This window comes from Nostoc sp. 'Peltigera membranacea cyanobiont' 213, from assembly GCF_002245975.1.
Lineage (GTDB): Bacteria > Cyanobacteriota > Cyanobacteriia > Cyanobacteriales > Nostocaceae > Nostoc.
Genome location: NZ_NOLI01000023.1, coordinates 40,573 through 56,584 on the forward strand (window position 1 = coordinate 40,573; position 16,012 = coordinate 56,584).

At 42.0% G+C, this 16,012-nt stretch carries 12 protein-coding genes; 8 read left to right on the top strand and 4 right to left on the bottom strand.

What is annotated here, in order from left to right:
• The first annotated feature begins 8 nt into the window (after positions 1 to 8).
• The 4 genes from kdpB (at position 9) to CDG77_RS09465 (ending at position 4,342) form a co-directional block, all read left to right on the top strand.
• Complete coding sequence (gene kdpB / locus CDG77_RS09450) at positions 9 to 2,114, top strand: potassium-transporting ATPase subunit KdpB (RefSeq protein WP_094329136.1); 2,106 nt, start codon at positions 9 to 11, stop codon at positions 2,112 to 2,114.
• A 101-nt stretch (positions 2,115 to 2,215) separates the two neighbouring features.
• A complete protein-coding gene (locus CDG77_RS09455; RefSeq protein ID WP_094329137.1) occupies positions 2,216 to 2,440 on the top strand; it encodes a hypothetical protein in 225 nt (74 codons plus the stop codon).
• Between the two features lie 27 nt (positions 2,441 to 2,467).
• A complete protein-coding gene (gene kdpC / locus CDG77_RS09460) occupies positions 2,468 to 3,067 on the top strand; it encodes a K(+)-transporting ATPase subunit C (RefSeq protein ID WP_094329138.1) in 600 nt (199 codons plus the stop codon).
• A gap of 120 nt (positions 3,068 to 3,187) precedes the next feature.
• A complete protein-coding gene (locus CDG77_RS09465) occupies positions 3,188 to 4,342 on the top strand; it encodes a universal stress protein (RefSeq protein ID WP_094329139.1) in 1,155 nt (384 codons plus the stop codon).
• A gap of 4 nt (positions 4,343 to 4,346) precedes the next feature.
• On the opposite strand, the gene CDG77_RS09470 is transcribed toward CDG77_RS09465, so the two are convergent.
• The 3 genes from CDG77_RS09470 to CDG77_RS09480 form a co-directional block, all read right to left on the bottom strand.
• Positions 4,347 to 5,846 (bottom strand): carotenoid oxygenase family protein, encoded by a 1,500-nt coding sequence (locus CDG77_RS09470; protein ID WP_094329140.1) that lies wholly within the window; start codon positions 5,844 to 5,846, stop codon positions 4,347 to 4,349.
• A gap of 114 nt (positions 5,847 to 5,960) precedes the next feature.
• Positions 5,961 to 7,376, bottom strand: coding sequence for a folate/biopterin family MFS transporter (locus CDG77_RS09475; RefSeq protein WP_094329141.1), 1,416 nt, complete (start codon positions 7,374 to 7,376; stop codon positions 5,961 to 5,963).
• A gap of 440 nt (positions 7,377 to 7,816) precedes the next feature.
• A complete protein-coding gene (locus tag CDG77_RS09480) occupies positions 7,817 to 8,620 on the bottom strand; it encodes an Npun_F0296 family exosortase-dependent surface protein (RefSeq protein ID WP_143856989.1) in 804 nt (267 codons plus the stop codon).
• An 810-nt stretch (positions 8,621 to 9,430) separates the two neighbouring features.
• Here CDG77_RS09480 and CDG77_RS09485 point away from each other — a divergent pair.
• The 4 genes from CDG77_RS09485 to CDG77_RS09500 all read left to right on the top strand — a co-directional run bounded on the left by CDG77_RS09485 (position 9,431) and on the right by CDG77_RS09500 (position 15,030).
• Positions 9,431 to 10,660 (top strand): anhydro-N-acetylmuramic acid kinase, encoded by a 1,230-nt coding sequence (locus CDG77_RS09485; RefSeq protein ID WP_094329143.1) that lies wholly within the window; start codon positions 9,431 to 9,433, stop codon positions 10,658 to 10,660.
• 129 nt (positions 10,661 to 10,789) lie between these two features.
• Entirely contained in the window at positions 10,790 to 11,236 is a 447-nt protein-coding gene (locus tag CDG77_RS09490) for a hypothetical protein (protein WP_094329144.1), read from the top strand.
• 385 nt (positions 11,237 to 11,621) lie between these two features.
• Positions 11,622 to 12,638, top strand: a complete 1,017-nt coding sequence (locus CDG77_RS09495; RefSeq protein ID WP_094329145.1) for a glycosyltransferase family 2 protein — start codon at positions 11,622 to 11,624, stop codon at positions 12,636 to 12,638.
• 835 nt (positions 12,639 to 13,473) lie between these two features.
• The gene (locus tag CDG77_RS09500; RefSeq protein ID WP_094329146.1) at positions 13,474 to 15,030 is read left to right on the top strand and encodes a serine/threonine-protein kinase; all 1,557 of its coding nucleotides are present in this window, start codon (positions 13,474 to 13,476) and stop codon (positions 15,028 to 15,030) included.
• 479 nt (positions 15,031 to 15,509) lie between these two features.
• Here the strand turns inward: CDG77_RS09500 and CDG77_RS09505 are convergent, their stop codons facing one another.
• Positions 15,510 to 15,707 (bottom strand): NblA/ycf18 family protein, encoded by a 198-nt coding sequence (locus CDG77_RS09505; protein ID WP_041565841.1) that lies wholly within the window; start codon positions 15,705 to 15,707, stop codon positions 15,510 to 15,512.
• Positions 15,708 to 16,012 lie beyond the last annotated feature (305 nt).

Genomic DNA, 16,012 nt, shown 5'->3' on the forward strand with positions numbered 1-16,012 from the left:
CTTTATTAATTAATCAAGTGGCAACTAACTTCAAAGCTAGACGGCCAAATCCTCGTTCTGGCGATCGCCGCCAGGGACGGAAGAAGGCGAAAAAAATTACTAAGTGGCTGTACTTAAGAGCAATTAGAGATGCTTTTGTCAAGCTCAATCCTAAGTATGCAATCAAAAATCCCGTGATATTTGTGGTTTGGGTGGGGACAATCATCATCCTATTGCTAACGATTGATCCCAACCTATTTGGCCCGTCCCTGCAAAAGAACCCGCAAATTTTCAACGCCTTGCTGTCGGGGATTTTATTCTTTACAGTTTGGTTTGCTAATTTTGCCGAAGCAGTGGCAGAAGGGCGGGGTAAAGCTCAAGCTGATGCCTTGCGATTAACGAAATCAGAGGCGATCGCTAAAAAACTCGCTTCCGACGGCATAATTAGTGAAGTTTCATCCACCAGCCTGAAACAGGGCGATAACATCTATGTCGTTGCTGGCGATATCATCCCTGCCGATGGCGAAGTAATTATGGGTGTCGCCTCAGTAGATGAATCGGCAATTACTGGAGAATCCGCACCAGTATTAAAAGAATCAGGCTCCGATGTTTCTAGTTCCGTCACTGGTGGAACGAGGATTATCTCCGATGAACTAATTATCCGCGTTACTACTGACCCAGGCAAAGGCTTTATTGACCGGATGATTGCCTTGGTGGAAGGGGCAGAACGCAGCAAAACACCCAATGAAATTGCCCTGACAGTATTGCTGGCAGTTCTCAGCTTAGTGTTTTTGTTAGTCGTAGTAACTTTGCCGGCACTTGCTTACTATGTCAACAGTCCAGTCAGCGTGCCAATTTTAATTGCTCTATTAGTGGCATTAATTCCTACAACCATTGGCGGCTTACTCAGTACCATTGGCATTGCTGGTATGGATCGAGTTGCCCAATTTAACGTCATTGCCACTTCCGGACGAGCAGTCGAAGCCTGTGGTGATGTCAACACTTTAGTTCTCGATAAGACAGGTACAATTACCCTCGGCAACCGTTTGGCGGAAGAGTTTATCCCTATCGACGGTCATTCAATGTCAGAAATTGCTAATGTTGCCTGGGCGGCTAGTATATTTGACAATACACCAGAAGGTAAATCCATTGTGCGACTGGCGGAGAAATTAGGCGCACGGTTTGATTTCGACTCCAACCAAGCAGAAGGAGTCGATTTTTCCGCCAAAACCCGGATGAGTGGGACTAACTTGCCTGGTGGATATGAGGCTAGGAAAGGAGCAGTCGAAGCCATTAAAGGATTTGTCCGTTCTCGCCACGGACGCGATACACCAGAATTGGATGCCGCCTACGAACGAGTTTCTCGCCTGGGAGGTACACCCCTAGCAGTCAGCCTAGATAACGAAATCTATGGGGTTATTTATCTCAAAGATATAGTTAAACCTGGTATCCGCGATCGCTTTGAGCAACTGCGACGGATGGGAGTGCATACCATCATGCTAACTGGAGACAACCAAATTACAGCTTCTGTCATTGCCAAAGAAGCAGGCGTTGATGACTTCATTGCCGAAGCCACACCAGAAGACAAAATCAGCGTCATTAAAAAGGAACAAGCAGCAGGTAAACTAGTTGCCATGACGGGAGATGGAACTAACGATGCTCCTGCATTAGCCCAAGCTAACGTCGGCGTTGCCATGAATACAGGGACGCAAGCTGCAAAAGAAGCCGCCAACATGGTCGATTTAGACTCCGATCCCACAAAGCTAATCGATATCATTAGCATTGGCAAACAATTGTTGATTACTCGCGGGGCATTAATGACATTTTCTATCGCTAATGATATTGCCAAATACTTTGCAATTATCCCAGTGATATTTGTCGCTGCTAACCTGCAAAGCCTGAATATTATGAATTTAACTAGCCCTAAGTCTGCTGTACTATCAGCGTTGATTTATAATGCTTTGATTATTCCCGCTTTGATTCCCTTGGCATTGAAGGGTGTGCGATTTAGACCCCTGACAGCTAATCAGCTACTCCAACGCAATATCTTAATTTATGGCTTAGGTGGGGTGATTGCGCCATTTATCGCCATTAAGTTGATAGATATACTGATTACACTTGTAGGCTTGGCTTAAGGATAGCAAAAGTACAGATCCTGCGAAATAAACGCATCTTTACCAAAGTAAAATAATAAACATTTTTACTTTTACCTGTTGAGAGAGGGAACCAAAAGAATATGAATAAACAGGTCGATGGTGGGGAAAAGTTTTTGCCGATAGATGCGATCCAGGCGATATCCTTTGTTTGGTCGCAATGGCGTAAACATCACCCACCACTCGCTATTTCTATCCTGCTGTGCTTGAATGTGGTAATTGCCCCAGCTATTTATGCTGTTGCTAACAGCATGTTTAAATATCGTTCTGATTGGGTAAAAGAATTAAAACTAAAAATTAAAAATTAAATTTGAGTAGAAATTGGAAATCTTTTTATGGCTATTATTCGAGAAACTATCAGAGCAATTTTTATAACTCTAATGCTTTGGTTGTTAACTGCAATCATCTATCCTCTGATAATCCTTGTAGTAGGTCAAGTTTTTTTACCCTATCAAGCTAATGGCAGCATTATGCTGAATCTAAATAATGAAGTAATTGGTTCGGCTTTGATTGGGCAGGTGTTCACATCTGAGCGATATTTCCATTCTCGTCCCAGTACTGTTAGATATAGCCAAGGGAAAAAAGCCAAGCCAACTGGCATATCTGGAGCTAGCAATCTCGCTGCTAGTAATCCAGAGCTATTAAAGCGGATTCTAGAAGAGGCAAATCAATTGCGAGACGAAAATCTTCAGCCGATCGCTGATATGATTTATACTTCTGGTTCTGGTTTAGATCCGCATATTTCCTTCAAAGCAGCACGGCAGCAATTGACGCGGGTTGCTGGTGCGCGGGGAGTCAAAGAAGAAGAGATCCTACGTTTAATTAACAAGTATACTGATGGCAGATTTTTATGGATTTTTGGCGAACCAGGAGTCAATGTTCTCCGACTGAATTATGCTCTTGACTTACAGGATATTAATCGTCAGCAAAATTAATAAATGGGGATTGGGGATTGGGCTAAACGTCCCGCTAGCGCTAACAGCACCCATAAGGGGCATGGATAAAGCACCGTTTTCCGATGTCATAGGATTGCCATTATAGCTACCAAGAAGGAAATGTCAGATAGTAATACTGGTTCGACTGGCAATGCACCTTTAAATTCTGGAATTTACTCGCTTTATGCGGCACGACGGCGGGGTAAGCATAAAATATTTATTGGCATGGCTCCTGGAGTAGGCAAAACCTACCGGATGTTAGAAGAGGGACACGCCCTTAAACACGAAGGAATTCATGTCATCCTTGGGCTTTTAGAAACCCACGGACGCAAGGACACGACGGAGAAAGCAGAGGGACTGGAGATTTTGCCGCGTAAGCAATATCCTCGCGGTGAGTTGACGCTAACGGATATGGATACAGACGCTATTTTACAGCGATCGCCACAATTAGTTTTAATCGATGAACTTGCCCATACCAATGTCCCTGGTTCCCCACGCGAAAAACGCTACGAAGATGTAGAAGTAGTTTTGGCAGCTGGAATTGATGTCTACTCCACAATGAATGTACAACATTTGGAAAGTCTCAACGATCTAGTAGCAAGAATTACTGGGGTTGTAGTCCGTGAGCGTGTTCCTGACAGGATTCTGGATGAAGCAGATGAAGTAGTGTTAGTAGATGTCACGCCAGAAACCCTGCAAGAAAGGTTATTAGAAGGGAAAATTTACGCCCCGCAAAAAATCCAACAATCCCTAGAAAACTTTTTCCAACGCCGTAACCTGATTGCTTTGCGGGAGTTGGCTTTGCGGGAAGTCGCAGACAACGTAGAAGAAAATGCGATCGCTACTATCCCCAATGGGCAATCCTGTAATATTCACGAGCGGGTTTTGGTGTGCATATCTACTTATCCCAACTCAGTGCAGCTGTTACGCCGGGGTGCAAGGTTGGCTAACTACATGAATGCCCCACTTTATACTTTATTCGTTGCCAATCCAGAGCGCTTCCTCACCAAAGAAGAAAGCTTACACATTTACACTTGTGAAAAACTCTGTAAAGAATTTGAAGGTACTTTTCTTCATGTTACCAACAATAACGTCGCCAATGCGATCGCCGAAGTGTCCGAAAAATATCGCATTACCCAAATTGTAATTGGAGAGAGTCAGCGATCGCGCTGGCAAATGCTTCTCAAAGGATCTTTGACGCAAAAATTGGTACGCTTGCTCAAAAATATCGATTTGCATATCATTGCCAGCGAAAAAATGGTTTCATCCAAATAGGGGATTAAATTTCCCCAAAAACCTCAGAAGTAAAGCTCCCATGCAAACCATAAGGGATATGATGCTTGAGATGTAGTCGTGCCATTGTTCCTTTAGAAAAATCACTAGCATCCAAAATTACCAAATCTGAGCGGTGATGGGCAGCATCATAAACCAAAGCTAATACCCAACCATCATCTTCCTTTTCAGAACCTGGACGCGGGACAAAAATCGGTTCGCCGACAAAACCACGAGGTGCAGCACTCCAAAATTGTCTTTCTCCAGACTCTAAATCAATTTTCAGCAAAGCTTGTAAGGGAGCATTACCACTCTCTGCATGAGCCGCACCTATATATAGATATCGATAAGGGTGTCCCACATTCGCCGGATGGATGGTGGGAAATTCACAACAGCGACTATCGATTAATTCCCTTCGGACTGTCCCATCTTTTAGATTCAGATAAAATCGCCAGAGTTGTCCAGGTGAAGATGCTTCAAAATCAACTTGTCGAAAATCGCTTTCGGGTTCCACTTCTGGTAAAGATTGGTAGCAAATGGAGTCAATCAAAACTTCCTCTCCTACCTCAAAAGCATTGACGTGGTGGAAGACGAAACCCGACTGAGTTTCCAGAGTTTTTATCTCCTCTTGCCCTTCTTTGGGGAAGCGGGGAATAATTAAAATTTTAGTTGGCTGATTTGGCTGAAATTTGATACATTCTCCTGCCGCACGTATTCCCAAGGCGAAAGGTATGGGGTTAAAGGTGACAGGATTTTGAAAGAAGATACAGTAATTGGGAGTAATGACAAAATCGTGAATGAAGCAAAAACCAGGAACCTGATGAGCCTGCTGTCTGACAATTTCACCTGCTGGGTTTAACTCAAAAATAGTAATTGTGGTAGATAATCCCGGCTTAATCGAGAAATTTACCAGGCAAGGTTTACCCCCATCTTGCTCGCAATTATTTTCTAAGCGGGGATGAGCAGCGAAAGCTTCACCTGCTGACAAAGCACCATTAAAATACTCATTGCCCAAGGTTTCAAGAGTGTAGGGATCGAGACGATATGCTTCAGAAGCTTCCCATAGTGCTAGGAGTTTACCACCCCAATAGATAACATTTGTATTGGCGATATTTTTGAGTTTGAAGTCAAAGATATTAGCTAGCCAACCGCCAGGTTTTTGAGTACCAAAAGTACCGCGATAGAGAATTTTTCCCGCCTTTTGCTCTGCCAAATACCCAGTTGTGCGGACAAAGCGGTTGCGAAAATGGGCCCGACCATTAGTAAAGGTAATTTTGCTAATCATCCCATCCCCATCAAACGGATGATGAAGATATTGACCATTCACATCCAGCAACCCGGGGCCATTTCTAAACAGCGTACCTTGTAACTCTGTAGGAATTTGCCCTTCTAGATCATCAATCCAATAATCAAATTCTTGGGTGAGAGATTGATATCCTCCTTGCCAATCTGCACGAGTGTAGGATTTTTCTGCAACTAGGCTTTCTTGATTTTTAAAACTCTGCATATACCTTGTTTTTTATTGTTACCTTGTAAGAAAATATGTAGCCGCTAAAAAGATTTTTTGCAACTTTGTTGCAATGGGAAGGCAGCGTACTGACTCGACTTTTAATTGATTGCGCTATTCCACTATTTTCGACTCTGGTTCTCTCACTACCAACTCAGACATCAAATTTGGCAAAAACTCTTGTTCCCCATCAATGGATGTCTCAGTTTGTTCCTCAGCAGCAGGTAGCCAGTTGATAAATGGTAGGGGTAACAGCGTACTGAGGTTAGTAATTAGCACCAATAGCCAAAGTGACTCAAAGTTCGTTGCAGTAATCCCCAGCCAATAGGTGAGTAATGCCCCCAATGCTTGAGAAACTGTTCCTGCTGAATTAAATACCGACATCAACAAGGCAAATAACGTTGCTTCTACACCAGAGGGACAAAGCCTTGCTGCTAGCACCATCACTGGCATAAAGGTAATTTTACCCATCACAGTGAGAATAAGACTATCACCCAAACTAAACCAGTGGTCATCTATACCTAAGAGTCTGTTTGTGTGAGTCACTAACAACAGCGTCGTCATCCCTAAAAGTGATGAAAGGACAGTACTCCAAGCAAAAATTACGCGAAAAGGGATGCTTTTGAGGAAACGTTGAAAAATCCAAACACCTGCTAAAGAAGCGAAACTTGTCACCAAGTTTACCCGCCCCAAAAATTCTGGTTCAAAGTGGAGTTCGTTGGTAGAGAAGTAGAAAAAGGCTGATTCAGCATTTGGGGTAGCTTGCCAGATGAAGACAAAGGCTGTTGGTAGCCAAATTGTTTTTTGGGTAATGGCTTGGCGTAGCTGCCCCAGTTGATGTTTGATTGGTAAAGGGTTGGTGTGATTACTATCTTGAGCATCTTTGCTAACGGGGGACTCAGCAATTAACCAAGCTACCCCTGAAACTATGAGAGGGAATAAGGCGGTAATTCCAAAGACAGTACGGGTAGAAAAGTCTTGGAGCAGCAGACCGCTAAAGTATGCTGTTATTAAACCTCCGATCGCAGAAGCACCCCAGCAGAGAGATTGTAGTGAACCAGCTTTTGCTTGCGATTCGCCTCTAGCACGTTCCACAACCAGCGAGTCAACTATCACATCACTCATGGCGACACTAAGAGAACTAAGAGCGATCGCTAATGTGGCTGCCCAGCTAGTATTAACTATTGTGGCCAAACTCACCCAGGAAGCAGTTCCCAATATCCCGGATAAAATCAAGTAAGGACGACGACGATAACCAAATATAGGCAAGCCATCAGAGATAAAGCCAAACACCGGCTTGATCGTCCAAGGTAGGAAAACAATTCCCAATAACGCCGACACCTGGACTGGACTCAGCAGCAGTTCATCTTTGAGGAAAAAGCTTACGGCTAGACGCGATAGCCCTAAAATTCCTTGGACAAAGTAAACAGTGAGAATTGCAATTAATTCCGCATTGGGTTCATTACCCAAGAAGATTTTTTGTGTTAATGAGTCTTTGACCTTGGACAAGCCAGATGATTGAAGCACCATTCGATAAATATTTTTTAAATTTTATCTACTTTCCTATCATATCGATTCTTAAAACCTGGGCTTTAGGATCGGCGCTATCTCAAGTTAATCCTGTAAGCTGAAGCAGAAGTCAATTCGGGCATTGTCTAAGTGGTGTAAAGTGACTGCTCATAAAATAAATCGCAAAACAATTGGGCGAGTTTACTTAAGTAAACTCGCCCTAACTTGTATTAAATATTGACTTTTCGATGTAACTTCTGAAATCCTGCCATAGGCAGACTACGCGAAGTGGAGCCTGGGAGTAAGGCATAGAGAAAATCAGGCAAATCTTACTGAGCTACAATTAGTATCTTTAATAAGATTGCTTTAAAGCAGTGCTATTAAAGTGGCGATCGCTTGAGAGTGACATTCCCTTAATTATCATCAGAAGTGCAAAAGGCTCTTAATGTAAGCCCCTACACTTATGACAATTGCAAAACTGATTTTTTCTTAACTCGACGAGTCATAACTGAAGTAGCACCCACAAAACCAATTACAAAGACTCCTAATACAGAAGAAGACTCAGGAACTGCTGCTGTAACTACATCACCAGTGATACTCTTGTAGCCAGCAGCAACTGTGTGATTATCTGATTCAAAACCAGTTCCGCCAATATTGGTGAATTGAACTTGATCGAAAGTTCCGCCAACATCGTAGAAGTTGATGAACGCAAAGGGTTCTCCAGAATCCTGATTTTTGAATGCCGCATTAGGATTACCGTAGTAGCTGGCTTTATTTGATAACCCTGCGATATAATTGACCACATCAGCAGTGGTCATAGAAAAAACAGTCTGACCTTGTGAAAGAAATGTAAGTACGTTGTTAGCATCTCCAGCAGACCACCAAAGTCCAAAGTAACTTTGTGGGCTTGTCAAATTCAGGGTGGAAACCTTTTGATCGTTACCCGATCTACTTGTATCTACATCAAAATACTTGCCTGTTCCCCCAGCAGCACCATACTGGTCTGGATTCTCGATCAGAGTATCTTTATAGCTACCAATATTTTTTGTTCCATCCTTCCATTGAAAGCCTGTTGCACTGTAACCTTGTGCTTGTGCATCAAAGGTTTGTATATGAGCATCAACAAGATTTGATAAATTTGCATTTTGTACGCCTGCGTTTTCTATTGATATCGCAAAAGATCCAGCCATTGCAGGACGGCTAAGAGTAGCTAAGGACAAAACAATACCAGAAGCGATCGCAGATTTCATTAAAAGACTTTTCATTGTACAATCCTTTTTGTTTTTTATCTTTCGTGTTCTTAGCCTCATTTTGCGATGTGTTTATAGATTCCAACATCAGAGGGATTACTAATTTTTAAATTTGATTATACGCAGATAAAAATGTAAGTCGTTGCGTTTGATTTAGAGGAGAATCACTGATACTATTTTCTGTGATGTCTATCGCTTTATGTAGAGAGTGCGAAGTTATCAGTGCTAAGTTATAAACAAGCTTTATTTATAAAAAGTGCGATTTGATGATTTGCAGGTAGTTTACATTTTTATGGTTATAGGTCAAGAAGAGATGAGGCATTATGCTATTCAATCTCTTTAAAGCCTGTGCTTATCACTTGGCTGAATAGTTTTTAAAGCTGACGCTCAAGATTATCTTAGTTATTCTTTAAGGTAATTAAATAACCTGCATTTTGCTGTATGACTAGCTTCACAATCTTTTTACGGTAGCTTGCAAGAAAATGAAGTACGAAATGCTGGGTTAACTCATCAGAAATAAAGAGTTTCTATATCCTGCCTCCAAACCTCTAGCTTTGTAATTCATGCAAAATAAAACTGCTGTATAGCAACCGTCCACATCAATTTTGACAATACATCACACTGGGATTACTGTGATTTCAAATGTAATTCTTCTTTCTAATTCAAGGGAATACTACGTTCTTTGACAGGTAGCTGTCGCTTGCCTCTCACCCCTTCCCTAACAATTCGTCTTTTTCCAGTCAACTATGCCACCTTAGTTTTTTTTGACATCGGTAGTAGCATGAATTAAACTACCTCTTGCAATCAACAAAAGAATCTTGAGCAATGCATCCGACTGAAGAAGTTGCTGTCCCTACTCGCGTTATCGGTTTAATTAGTGGCACATCTGTAGATGGCATAGACGCGGCGTTGGTAGAGATTTCCGGTACAGAATTGGATCTTAAACTTGAGTTGCTAGCTGGGTTCACATATCCTTATCCAGCCGAACTCAGAGAAAGAATATTAGCAGTTGGTGCAGGCGCTGCCATCTCAATGGCAGAATTGGCAGAAATAGATGATGCGATCGCCCAAGTCTTCGCCCAAGCCGCTCAAAAGATTCAAATTGGTCATCAGTCAGCCACTCTCATTGGCTCCCACGGTCAGACGGTTTATCATCGACCACCTAAAGAAGGAGCAGGGGAGCAGGGGAGCAGGGGGAGAGAAATGCTCACTTCTCACTCAGAACTTAGCACTCGCTTGGGTTATAGTCTGCAACTAGGGCGGGGCGAATTAATTGCCTATCTTACCGGCATTACAACTGTGAGCAACTTCCGCGTTGCTGATATCGCTATTGGTGGTCATGGTGCGCCTCTCGTGCCTAGAGTAGATGCGTATTTGCTCAGTCATCCTGAACAAGGGCGTTGTATTCAAAATATTGGTGGCATTGGTAATGTAGCTTATATTCCACCTCAGCATGGCGACTGGCTTTCAAAAATTCGTGCTTGGGATACTGGCCCAGGAAATAGTCTGTTGGATCTGGCGGTGGAGCATTTAAGCGCTGGTGCTAAAACTTACGATGAAAATGGCAATTGGGCAGCAAGTGGTACTCCTTGTCATCCTTTAGTAGAACAATGGCTCCACCAAGACTATTTTCATCTACCGCCGCCCAAATCTACTGGTCGAGAGTTATTTGGTGTGGCTTACCTGCATCAGTGTTTAAAAGATGCCGAAGCATACCAACTCAATGCTGCTGACATACTGGCAACTCTGACGGAACTGACAGCTGCTTCAATTGTTCATAGTTACCGTACTTTTTTGCCGGAAATGCCACAACGCGTACTATTATGTGGGGGTGGTAGTCGCAATCTCTATTTGAAACGTCGATTAGAGTTGTTGTTGGCATCAATCCCAGTATTGACTACAGATGAAGTTGGTTTGAGTGCAGATTTTAAAGAAGCGATCGCTTTTGCAGTTTTAGCCTACTGGCGGCATTTGGGCATTCCCGGCAACTTACCTACTGCTACTGGCGCACCGAAAGAAGTGCTTTTGGGGGAAATTCACCAAAGTCAGTCCTGAGTTATGCGACAGGAACAATAAAAAATTTCTTTATTCTTCACTCAGTACGGTCTAAACGCCTCGCTACCGCTAACAGCACTGCTATAACTATAGTCTTGGCGGCACTCGATCGAGACAGGGAATATATAAGTGGCTCATACTTTTTTATTGGAACCAGGACGCTGGGCAATGCAAGGAAATTGGCTGGAACGTAATGGTATGCCAATCAGCGTCAAGGGTATGACCTTGGTAGCTTGGAATCGAGATAACTGGTTCACTATGGCCACTAAGCTGATATTTCCTGGTAGCGATCGCTCGGAAATCTCTCTACAATACAAAGGACGATTGCATGAGGGGGAGCGGCAGTATACTTTTTTACTACAACATAATATTTGGGGACAAGTTGAAGGTGAAGGCTGGATTGGTTTAGATACTATTGTGCAGCGTTACTGGGTACTAGGCGATCGTCAGCGTCGTAGTGGCTTTGAAACCCTACACCGGATTTCAGAAGATAGATATTATCTCAGTAGTGGTATCTTAGCGGGTCATTTTTTAACTAACACAATGGAAGTTAGCTTAGAACGTCAGTCAGCCTAATAACATTACAGGCTGACTTTTGTGAGTCTCGGTTGGCAGCCTTTCGATAAAATACAGAAGTTTCCTTTTATATGAAGTACAAAGCTATGGATTTTGAGGCAGTTATTGTTGGAGGCAGATCGCTTTTAGCATCTCCCCTTGGGAGTAGATAGGAATTCTTTATATCTGAATTTTGAGTCATACATTTTGTACCTCACTTATTTGCAAACTGCTGTAACTTTTAACGCACTGCTTTTCTCAATCATCAATGTCTCATGCCTGACCTTAAAGAGTCATCGTTTATTCTCACTCACCTCCTGAGTTGTATAGTATGAAAGAGATGTTTTTAAATTATCGTCAGAATTCTAGTATTTTTACGTAACTGTGTAGTCTGGAGTTCAGTTTTATGAATCCTAAAGTCTCTGTCATTATCCCTGCTTACAATACTGAAGCATATATTGCGAAGGCAATAGAGTCAGCCTTAGAGCAAACGCTCAATGATATTGAACTGATCGTGGTCGATGATGGTTCAAGCGATCAAACTGTAAAAGTCGCTAAAAGTTTTTCTGACCAACGTCTCAAAGTAATAGTTAATCAAGAAAACCTGGGGGTTTCTGCTGCGCGTAATCGTGCCCTCACAGCAGCCCAAGGAGAATGGATTGCTATTCTTGATTCAGATGACTGGTATGAGCCGGAAAGATTAGAAAAGCTTGTGTTGCTGGCAGAGGAAACAAATGCAGACATGATTGCTGACGATCTTTATTTAATCCAAGATGGTGCGACATCTCCTTGGAGTACATTGATTCAAGAAAGTGGAGAACATATAGATAAAATTATCCAAATCGATCCCGTTTATTTTGTGAAAACTAATGTCTATGGACAAGCAGGGTCGAGTCTTGGTTTAACCAAGCCTATATTCAAACGAGAATTTTTAGTTAAGCACGGCATTATATACGATGAAACTGTCAGCATAGCTGAGGACTATTGGTTCGATATGAAATGCCTAATCAATGGCGCTCGTTTTTTTATTGTGCCAAAACCTTATTATTTCTACCGTTCACGCTCTATTTCTCTTGTCCGTCAAAGCATATTGTCACGTCTAAATCAATACTGTGTAGCGAGTAATTCTTTCATGCAACAAGAAGCTGTGAAAAAAAATCCAGCTTTAATACGTGCTTTGTCTTATAATCTTGCGGTTGTTAATAAAAATTTAGCTTACTTTCAAGTTGTAGTGCCTATCAAGCAAGGAAAATGGTTAACGGCATTAACAGAAATGATGAAAAATCCTTACTTTTTTTATGATTTCATCTCTCGATTTAACAATATTATCAAACGTCGAATTGAATACTATATAATGGGCAATAAATCAGTTTTTGATATTTCTTATAATCTTCAGAGAAAACGAAAAAATTCCAATTACTAGTATCAACCTTGGATCGCAACAGTAGATATTTACGTAACAGAATGAAACTCAAAGTTAAAAACCCGATCGCGCAATAAGTATTTGTAATTATCTCTACCTACGAAACAAGTTATCATAACTCTGTAGTGAGTGTGGCACTCCCTTAAGACTAGCTCTTTCAAGATCGCTCCAAAAATATCTTTTTTTCCTTGTGTTCTCTGCGTCTGAAGCAGTTTACAAGTAATTATTTAACCACCCCAGACGCTGAGAACATAGAGGTAAGAGTTTAAAAAGAGATTTATTGAGCAACATTATTACCAACATTTAAAGGGCTACACCCAGCATTTACCAACCCTCTCCACTTTACTGGTTGCGATCGCATAGCTTTATTATCCGGCTATTTGTCACCATAACAGGGCTACTCCTGTCCCTAATGAAGGTTTTTGGTAGATCCTAGAGTTATCTATCTACTCAAAATTGGGCAAACTAAGACTACACCACAATTAAAGTGCAAAATGGTACAAGCGTCATTATAAATCTACTCTTTCTGTTTGTTCGATCTGGTATGTTGCACCAGTTGTAATAACCGTCTCGCTTGCAAACTGTCAGAGCATGGTTTCAGTCCTCCTTTAGAGGATTGAAAAAAGCTAGCACAGCACCGCGTAAATAGAGCAACGATTTTAAGTCGCCAGCCAGAAAGCTTACTTGTATGATAAGATTTTTGGCTTTTTAACTCCGATTTATAGCTTGTGGTACTCATCTAGAAAGTCATTTCTGGGCGTAATAATTCAGACATCAGTTTGAATACACTTTTCCTCGCAAACACTTACAACCTGCTTTTGGATTCAAATTCTCTATGTCAGACCCCAACATTGGTCGCTTACTCAGCAAACGCTACCAACTCCAGGAGTTAATCGGTACTGGAGCAATGGGTCGGGTTTATCGTGCTAAAGATACTTTGTTGGGAGGTGTACCTGTTGCGGTTAAATTTCTCGCTCTATCAATCCAAAATGAAAAGATGCGATTGCAAGACCGCTTTGAGCGAGAAGCAAAAACCTGTGCCTTACTAGGACAAAAAAGCATCCATATTGTCCGAGTTATGGACTATGGCGTAGATGACAATAATACCCCGTTCTACGTTATGGAATTCCTGCAAGGACAAAGCCTAAACAATATTATTCGCAAGCAACGACTGCCTTTACCAAGATTCCTGAGTATGGCGCGTCAACTCAGCCTGGGGTTACAGTGCGCTCATGATGGCATCCCAGTTGATGGCGCAATTTGCCCAATTATCCATCGGGATGTCAAGCCAAGCAATATGCTGGTGATTCAAGATCCCAGTTTCGGAGAATTGGTCAAGGTTCTAGATTTTGGTATTGCTAAGTTATTACAGTCAGATGGGGACCATACAAAATTCTATTTGGGGACATTGGCTTATTCTTCTCCCGAACAGATGGAGGGTAAAGAATTAGACAACCGTGCTGATATTTATAGTTTGGGCGTGATGATGTTTGAGATGCTCACAGGCAAAATGCCACTGGTGGCACCAACTCACTCTTTTGGAGCATGGTATAAAACACATCACTATCAAAAACCCCGTTCTTTTGCTGAGGCTGTACCCGGATTAGAATTACCAAAAGAAATCGAAAATTTGGTGATGAGTTGTCTCGCTAAGGTAGCACGCGATCGCCCCCAAAGTATCACCGAAATCCTCAAAGTTCTAGCATCTCTAGAAAAGCCTGAGTATGCCCGCAAAATTAAGCAAGATAGCCACGCCTTAATTCCTGCTACGACGACGGCTAGTCCTGAGCTTGAACAGAAGACTAAAGCCGATTTGCGGGTATCGTTGTCAAACGATGAAATCGCTCGTGCCATTTCCTGGCCCCAAAATAAACCAATTGCCGATATTGTGTTTCCTCAGTCCATTCACACCAATGGCGAGATTTTACCTGCGCTGTGGGTGATGTTACCACAAGAAGAAATTCAAAAGCGCTTACTCTGTACCCGCTATAACCAATTTCTTTTCATCTCTATTCCTCATCCCATGCTGCTATGGATTACTGTTATCTACAACCACAAGTATGGTGCTAAATGGTTGCCCTATTACCTCGATCTCAAAACCAGTCTTGGTCAAGAAATTGCCCGGTTACTACAGCATACAGGTTACTACCGTCTGTTGTTCTTTGCGCGAGAAACACCAAATCGCTGTACCCATATCTTACTTTCCAGCGTTGCTTCTGCCCAGCGTCAACGACTGCAAGAGTGGGTTGCAATGAGCAATACGTTGATGTCGTCTGCCGACCCGCAAATGAGTAAAAGCTTATTGAAAAATGAGTATGAAAAAATTAAGCCTCAAATTCTGGCAAAACTAGAAAGCATTGATACAGATTCTCCATACGATCTTTCCAGCTAAGAATAATTTCTCAATGTTACATGTCTTACATGTAACCAAAAGGTGGTAACTCAAAGAATGTAAACTTTTATAAACAAAATATATATAAAGATGTAAGTTCTAGTTATATGTATAAAGAGTGAAATAACGAGGCTGCTAAATCAGGGCTGATTAAAAGTTCTCTCTAAAATATTCTTGTGTACTACATTTCAGGAAATTGTAATTTACGCAGGTGCAACTCTCAAACTAGACGAAAGAGACAATATAGGACTTTGGCTAGATAGAACAGTAAGTTTATCCTGCAAAGCTAAAGTTAGGTCTAGACTCCAGCAGACTTACCATCGAAAACTTTACTAGTTGTTAGTTGATTTTGTGAATTGAAATTTTGTGCCGCTCTTGTAAAATTGTTTATCGAAGTTGACGCCCCGACATCCCCAGCTCTTTTCCTCCTTGGAACCCAGCAAGAGAAGGAGGTCGCCCACTGCGACAGTAGAACGACTCTATGCCATAGTGGAACCGGAATCTAAGCCCCACTGGTGCTTAAGAAGCTCCTGATAAGTGGCCTCGCGCACTACCATTTGCTCGTAGAGCTTAACCAAAAAGTCTTTTGCTTGGTCGTGGCTCATATTCTGTACTTGAGTGGCAAATGAGCAGATGCTGAATTGCTGTTCCAAGGATAGTTTCATGGGTTGGTTCATAGTTAACTCCGAAAAAACAACGTGTAAAGTTGATATCGCTTGCAGAAGTCCAAATGGGATAATAATTGGACTTGTATTTGTCTAACATTTGTTCCTCTGTATTAAGGAAGATAACAATTGTTTGACAAGATTGCCCACATCCGAAGTGTGGATTTTTTTGATATGATATCTTGCACCTAATCCTACTGATATACCACCCAAGTCAGCCGAGCCAGATTCCGGAAAATAGGCTCGATTTGGACGAAGGTAGATATAATTACCTCTCTTACTCCTTTCTGCTTTGCACAGGTCTCTTTTGAGGAGAT

Bases quoted from the DNA above. Each gene is read 5' to 3' on its own strand.
- CDG77_RS09495 (WP_094329145.1), top strand. From the start codon at position 11,622: ATGAATCCTAAAGTCTCTGTCATTATCCCTGCTTACAATACTGAAGCA.
- kdpC (WP_094329138.1), top strand. From the start codon at position 2,468: ATGGCTATTATTCGAGAAACTATCAGAGCAATTTTTATAACTCTAATG.
- CDG77_RS09455 (WP_094329137.1), top strand. From the start codon at position 2,216: ATGAATAAACAGGTCGATGGTGGGGAAAAGTTTTTGCCGATAGATGCG.
- CDG77_RS09505 (WP_041565841.1), bottom strand. From the start codon at position 15,707: ATGAACCAACCCATGAAACTATCCTTGGAACAGCAATTCAGCATCTGC.
- CDG77_RS09475 (WP_094329141.1), bottom strand. From the start codon at position 7,376: ATGGTGCTTCAATCATCTGGCTTGTCCAAGGTCAAAGACTCATTAACA.
- CDG77_RS09480 (WP_143856989.1), bottom strand. From the start codon at position 8,620: ATGAAAAGTCTTTTAATGAAATCTGCGATCGCTTCTGGTATTGTTTTG.
- CDG77_RS09500 (WP_094329146.1), top strand. From the start codon at position 13,474: ATGTCAGACCCCAACATTGGTCGCTTACTCAGCAAACGCTACCAACTC.
- CDG77_RS09485 (WP_094329143.1), top strand. From the start codon at position 9,431: ATGCATCCGACTGAAGAAGTTGCTGTCCCTACTCGCGTTATCGGTTTA.
- CDG77_RS09465 (WP_094329139.1), top strand. From the start codon at position 3,188: ATGTCAGATAGTAATACTGGTTCGACTGGCAATGCACCTTTAAATTCT.
- CDG77_RS09470 (WP_094329140.1), bottom strand. From the start codon at position 5,846: ATGCAGAGTTTTAAAAATCAAGAAAGCCTAGTTGCAGAAAAATCCTAC.